The sequence below is a fragment of the Rhizobacter sp. P2_H2 genome (assembly GCF_056403375.1).
Genome location: NZ_JBFUFP010000012.1, coordinates 22,955 through 29,363, shown reverse-complemented (window position 1 = coordinate 29,363; position 6,409 = coordinate 22,955). Strand labels below are relative to the sequence as shown.

Below are 6,409 nucleotides of genomic sequence, written 5' to 3'. Positions count from 1 at the left end.
GCAGAGCATCGACACGCTCGACTGGATGGGCCCGGACACCAAGAAGCAGGCGCAGGCCAAGCTCGCGACCTTCGTGCCGAAGATCGGCTACCCGAAGAAGTGGAAGGACTACAGCCGGCTGCAGATCCGCCGTGACGACCTGGTCGGCAACGTCATGCGCGCGCGCCTGCTGGCCGATGCACGCGAAGTGGCCAAGCTCGGCAAGCCGGTCGACCGCGACGAATGGTTCATGACGCCGCAGACCGTCAACGCGTACTACAACCCGACGATGAACGAGATCGTGTTCCCGGCGTCGATCCTGCAGCCGCCGTTCTTCGACCCGACCGCCGACGACGCGGCCAACTACGGCGGCATCGGCGCAGTGATCGGCCACGAGATCAGCCACGGCTTCGACGACGAAGGCAGCCGCTTCGACGGGCTGGGCAACCTGCGCGAATGGTGGACCGCCGAAGACCGCAAGCGTTTCGAAGCCAAGACCAGCATCCTGGTCGAGCAGTACGGCGCGTTCGAGCCGGTGCCGGGCTACAAGGTCAACGGCGAGCTGACGCTGGGCGAGAACATCGCCGACAACTCGGGACTGGAGATCGCCTACAAGGCCTACCACCTGTCGCTGAACGGCCAGCCGCCGCTCGCGATCGACGGGCTGAGCGGCGACGAGCGCTTCTTCCTCGGCTTCGCGCAGGTGTGGCGCGGCAAGACGCGCGACCAGGCGCTGGTGCAGCAGCTCAAGTCGGACCCGCATTCGCCGGAGGAGATCCGCGCCAACGGCACGGTGCGCAACCACCCGGGCTACTACTCGACCTTCGGCGTGAAGGCGGGCGACAAGATGTACCTGCCGCCGGAGAAGCGCGTCTCGATCTGGTGATCGCGCGACCGGTGCGAAACTGGGGGGCATGAGCACGCCGGGCCGCCCCAAGGGCGAATACCGCAGTGCGTAGCACGAAGGTACTTCCATTGACCACGCCCTCGCAGTCGCCGGCCTCCCTCGTCCAACTGCGCGAGAGGTTCGGCGAGCGCTACCGCTGGATGGTGCTGCTGACGGTCATGATCGGCACGATGGCGTCGATCATGGCCTCGACCATCATCAACGTCGCGGTGCCCGACATCAGCCATCGCTTCGGGCTCGGCCAGGAGCGCGCGCAGTGGCTGTCGGCCGGCTTCATGGCGGCGATGACGGTCTCGATGCTGGTCACGCCGTGGGTGCTCGACCGCTTCGGCTACCGCAGCAGCTACTTCGGCGCGGTGCTGCTGCTGATGCTGGGCGGCATCGGCGGCGGGCTCGGGACGAGCTTCGAATGGGTGCTCGCGATGCGGGTGCTTGAAGGCCTGTCGGCCGGCGTGCTGCAACCCATCCCCGCGATCATCGTGCTGCATGCGTTCCAGCGCCATGAGCAGGGCAAGGCAATGGGCATCTTCGGCTTCGGCGTCGTGCTCGCACCGGCGATCGGGCCGAGCATCGGCGGCGTGCTGGTCGAGGCCTTCGGCTGGCGCTCGATCTTCTTCGTGGTGGTGCCGTTCTGCCTGGTCGCGCTCGCGATGGCCGCGCGCTACCTGCCGCACAGCTCGCCGGGTGGTGCGCACGTCAACCAGCACGACCGCAAGCTCGACGTGGGGGGCCTCGCGCTGCTGACGGTGGCGGTGCTCGCGCTGCTGAACGGGCTCGTGCACCKGCATGACGCGACACACCTGACGGCGGTCGTGCTGCTGGCGGTCGCCATGGGCGCGGGTGTCGTGTTCGTCGCGCGCCAGCGGCGCAGCGACAACCCGATCATGCGGCTCGGGCTGTTCAACTTCCGCTCGTTCTCGATGGGCGGCTGGGTCGCCTTCATCTACGGCATGGCGCTGTTCGGCTCCACCTACCTGGTGCCGGTCTTCATGCAGATCGCGCTGAWGCTGCCGCCGTCGCAGGCCGGCGCGGTGCTGCTGCCGGCGGGCATCGTGCTCGCGATCACCATCCCGCTGGCCGGCCGGCTGGCCGACCGGCTGCCGGTGAGCCGCGTCGTGGCGGCCGGCGTGCTGCTGCTGGCGGCGTCGTTCTGGCTGATGCTGACGGTGGGCTTCGCCACCGCGCTGTGGCTGATCACGCTGTGGGCGGTGGTCGGGCGCATCGGGCTCGGGCTGGTGCTGCCGTCGCTGAACCTCGGCGCGATGCGCGGGCTGCCGAGCGAGCTGATCTCGCACGGCTCGAGCACGATCAACTTCCTGCGCCAGCTCGGCGGGGCGGTGGGCATCAGCATCGTCGGGATCGTGCTGCAGTGGCGGCTCGGCGTGCATGCCGAGGCGCCGCTGCGGGCCTTCCACGAGACCTTCGGGTTGCTGGGGGCGATCAGCGCACTGGCGGTGATCGCGGCGTGGCGGATGGCGCCCGCGAAGGACTGATCCGGCCTTCGGGTTTCCCTCGGGCAGACAGTGGGCGCGCCGAGCGCGATCCTGGGTTTCTTGCACAGGAACCCCAGGAGACAACCCGTGAGCACACGCTTCAAGATCAACGGCAAGTCGGTCGACGTGAAGGCCGAGCCCGACACCCCGCTGCTGTGGGTGATCCGCGACGAGATCGGCCTGACCGGCACCAAGTACGGCTGCGGCATGGCGCTGTGCGGTGCCTGCACCGTGCACCTGGACGGCCAGCCGGTGCGCTCGTGCCAGACGCCGGTGTCGGCCGTCGCCGGCAAGTCGGTCGCGACGGTGGAGAGCCTGTCGCGCAACAACACCCACCCGTTGCAGGTGGCGTGGATCAAGCACGACGTGCCGCAGTGCGGCTACTGCCAGTCCGGCCAGCTGATGAGCGCGGCCGCGCTGCTGAAGCAGAACAAGAACCCGAGCGATGCCGAGATCGACGCCGCGATGAGCGGCAACATCTGCCGCTGCGGCACCTACCCACGCATCCGCGCCGCGATCAAGAGCGCGGCCGCGGACCTGCAGCACAAGGCCTGAGGAGACCGCCATGACCAAGATGACAAGTCTCACACGGCGCGGTTTCCTGCAGAGCTCGGCGCTGACCAGCGGCGGCCTGATGCTGGGCGTCGCGCTGCCCGGTGCCGTCTCCGACGCCAACGCGGCCGGCATGCTGTACACGCCGAACGCCTGGGTGCACATCGCCGACGACAACACCATCACGCTGCTGTCGGCCCGCTCCGAGATGGGGCAGGGCGTCTACACCTCGATGCCGATGCTGATCGCCGAGGAGCTGAACGTCGACATCCGCGCGATCAAGGTGTCGATCGCGCCGCCGAACCAGAAGCTCTACGGCAACGCGCTGCTCGGCGGCCCGCAGCTCACCGGCGGCTCGAGCTCGGTGCGCGACGGCTGGGAGAAGCTGCGCATCGCCGGCGCCCAGGTGCGCATGATGCTGATCAGCGCCGCTGCTCAAAAATGGAACATCCCGGAATCGCAGCTGCGCGCCGAGAACGGCCGGGTGATCGGCCCGAAGGGCAGGAAGGCCACCTATGGCCAGCTGGCCGCCGCGGCCTCGAAGCTGCCGGTGCCCGACAAGGTGGTGCTGAAGGACCCGAAGGATTTCAAGATCGTCGGCAAGCCGACGCGCCGGCTGGACACGCCGTCCAAGGTGAACGGCACCGCCGAATTCGGCATCGACGTGAARCTGCCCGGCATGGTCTACGCGTCGCTCGAGCAGTGCCCGGTGATCGGCGGCACGGTGAAGAGCTTCGACGCGGCCAAGGCGAAGACGATGCCCGGCGTGATCGACGTGGTGCAGATCCCCGATGGTGTCGCGATCGTGGCGGACACCTGGTGGCATGCGAAGACGGCGCGCGAGGGCCTGACCGTCGTCTGGGACGAAGGCCCCGGCGCGGCGCTGACCCACACCTCGATGCTGGAGAGCACGCGCGGCGGGCTCACGTCCGGCAAGGTGCTGCCGCTGAAGGCGGTGGGGGATGCGGATGCCGAGATCGCGAAGGCAAGCAAGGTGATCCGCGCCGAGTACACGATGCCGCTGCTGTCGCATTCGCCGCTCGAGCCGATGAACTTCACCGCGCACGTGCATGACAACCGGGTCGACCTGATCGGCCCGACGCAGTGGCAGGACGCCGCGGCCGCCACCGTGGCCAAGGTGGTCGGCGTGCCGCCGGAGAACGTGAGCCTGCGCACCACCTTCCTTGGCGGCGGGTTCGGGCGGCGCATCGACATCGACTTCATCATCCAGGCCGCGCAGATCTCGAAGGCGGTCAACAAGCCGGTGAAGCTGCTGTGGACGCGCGAAGACGACATGACGCACGATTTCTACCGGCCGCAATCGGTGCACCGGCTGGCCGCGGCGATCGGGCCCGACGGCAAGCCGACCGCGATGACCTTCCGGATGAGTTCGCAATCGATCACCGGCCGCGTGTTCGGCCTGCCGGCCGATGTGCAGGACCCGCTGATGACCGAGGCGGCGGTCGCCGGCTACGCGGTGCCGGCCTCGCGGCACGACATCGTCAAGCATGACGCGGGGCTGCGCGTCGGCTACTGGCGCTCGGTCAGCCATGCGCTGAATGCGTTCGCGAACGAAACCTTCATCGACGAGCTGGCGGTCGCGGCGGGGCAGGACCCGCTCGCCTACCGGCTGTCGCTGCTGGGCGGCCAGCCGCGCTTCGCCAACGTGCTGAAGATCGCGGCCGACCGCGGCGGCTGGGGCCGCGCGGCGCCGGCCGGGCGCTTCCGCGGCATCGCGCTGATGGAGGGCTACGACACCTACATGGCCCAGGTGGCGGAGATCTCGGTCGCCAACGGCGAGGTGCAGGTGCACAAGGTGACGGTGGCGGCCGATCTCGGGCGCATGGTCAACCCCGACACGGTGGAGGCGCAGATCCAGTCGAGCATCGTGTTCGGGCTGACGGCGGCGCTGTTCGGCGAGATCACGCTCGAGAAGGGCCGGGTGCAGCAGACCAACTTCCACCAGTACCGGCTGCTGCGGCTGAACGAATCGCCGGTGATCGACATCACGCTGGTGCCGAGCACCGAGAAGCCGGGCGGGATCGGCGAGCCGGCAACGGCGCTGATCGGGCCSGCGGTGGGCAACGCGGTGTTCGCGGCCACGGGCAAGCGGSTGCRCAAGATGCCGTTCACGCCGGAGAACATCCAGAGCGCCTGACCGCGTCGGAGGCGGGCAGGGCGCGGGTATCCTTGCGGGCTTCCCCGAGCCCGCAAGCTGACCGATGCCGCTGCCGACCCAGAACACGCCCCTGACCGACCTGCCTGAACGTTGCGAGGTGCTTGTCGTCGGGGCCGGCCCGGCCGGCAGTGCGGCGGCGCAATGGCTGGCACGCGCCGGCGTCGACACCGTGCTGGTCGACCAGCACCGCTTTCCGCGCGACAAGGTCTGCGGCGACGGGCTGATCCCCGATGCGCATGCGGCGCTCGCGCGGCTGGGTGTGCTCGACGAGGTGATGGCGCAGGCCCAGCCGGCGCGGCACGTCGGCTGCATCGGCCCGCGCGGCGGACGGGTCGACGTGCCCGGCACGCTGGCGGTGCTGCCGCGCCGCGAGCTCGACCAGATCCTGTGCCGCGCCGCGGTGCGGGCCGGCGCGAAGATGTTCGCCCCGGCCCACTTCGAGGCCTTGCGGCACGATGCGGCCGGCCGCGTGAGCGGGGCGACGCTGAGCCATGGCGAGGCGAAGCGCGAGATCCACGCCCGCTGGGTGCTGCTGGCCACCGGCGCGGTGCCGCAGGCGCTGATCGCCGCCGGCGTGTGCGAGCGCCAGACGCCCAGCGGCATCGCGATGCGCACCTACATCCGCAACCCGGCGATGGCAGACCGGCTGCGTGCGCTCGACGTGGTGTGGGACCGCCGGCTGCGCCCCGGCTACGGCTGGATCTTTCCATGCCGCGACGGCGTGTTCAACGTCGGCGTGGGCGTGGCGAACAGCCACCGCAGCGGCGCCGACGGCCGCCACAACAAGCTCGACGTGAACCTGCGGCAGATGTTCGCGAGCTTCTGTGAGTTCTACGAGCCGGCCCGCGCGCTGCTGGCCGGCGGCGAGCTGCAGGGCCCGCTGAAGGGAGCGCCGCTGCGCTGCACGCTGCAGGGCGCGGCGTTCTCGCGCCCGGGCCTGCTGGTGACCGGCGAGGCGGCCGGCAGCACCTACTCGTTCACCGGCGAGGGCATCGGCAAGGCGATGGAGACCGGCCTGCTGGCGGCCGAGGCCGTGCTGGCCGGCCGGCACGCCGACGACGACGCGGTGCGCAGCCGCTACGAAGCGGCGTTGCGTGCGCTGCAGCCGCGCTTCGCGCTGTATGAGCGGGCGAACGGCATCAACGCCCACCCGTGGCTGGCCGACCTGGTGATCTGGCGCGCGCAGCGCAGTGCGCGGCTGCGCGAGCGGATGAGCGGCGTGCTGAACGAGACCAGCAATCCGGGTACCCTGCTGAGCCTGAAGGGCGTCAAGCGCCTGTTCCTGGAATAGAGGGTGGA

Annotated in this window: 5 protein-coding genes; all 5 read left to right on the top strand. The window is 69.9% G+C overall.

Annotated features, from left to right (window positions below; all coding sequences use genetic code 11):
- Positions 1-865, top strand: an 865-nt coding sequence (locus AC1D15_RS02420; protein WP_477824780.1) for a M13-type metalloendopeptidase, incomplete at its 5' end; no start/stop codon positions are given.
- Between the two features lie 161 nt (positions 866-1,026).
- Positions 1,027-2,379: a DHA2 family efflux MFS transporter permease subunit gene (locus AC1D15_RS02415; protein ID WP_477824781.1), complete on the top strand. Its 1,353-nt coding sequence runs from the start codon at positions 1,027-1,029 to the stop codon at positions 2,377-2,379.
- Positions 2,380-2,466: 87 nt separating this feature from the next.
- Entirely contained in the window at positions 2,467-2,934 is a 468-nt protein-coding gene (locus AC1D15_RS02410) for a (2Fe-2S)-binding protein (RefSeq protein ID WP_047501364.1), read from the top strand.
- 10 nt (positions 2,935-2,944) lie between these two features.
- Positions 2,945-5,089, top strand: a complete 2,145-nt coding sequence (locus AC1D15_RS02405) for a xanthine dehydrogenase family protein molybdopterin-binding subunit (protein ID WP_477824779.1) — start codon at positions 2,945-2,947, stop codon at positions 5,087-5,089.
- Between the two features lie 64 nt (positions 5,090-5,153).
- On the top strand, positions 5,154-6,401 hold the full coding sequence (locus tag AC1D15_RS02400) for an NAD(P)/FAD-dependent oxidoreductase (RefSeq protein ID WP_047501368.1): 1,248 nt from the start codon (positions 5,154-5,156) through the stop codon (positions 6,399-6,401).
- The last annotated feature ends 8 nt before the right edge of the window (positions 6,402-6,409 follow it).

Coding starts and splice junctions, on each gene's coding strand:
- AC1D15_RS02400 (WP_047501368.1), top strand. CDS start 5,154: ATGCCGCTGCCGACCCAGAACACGCCCCTGACCGACCTGCCTGAACGT.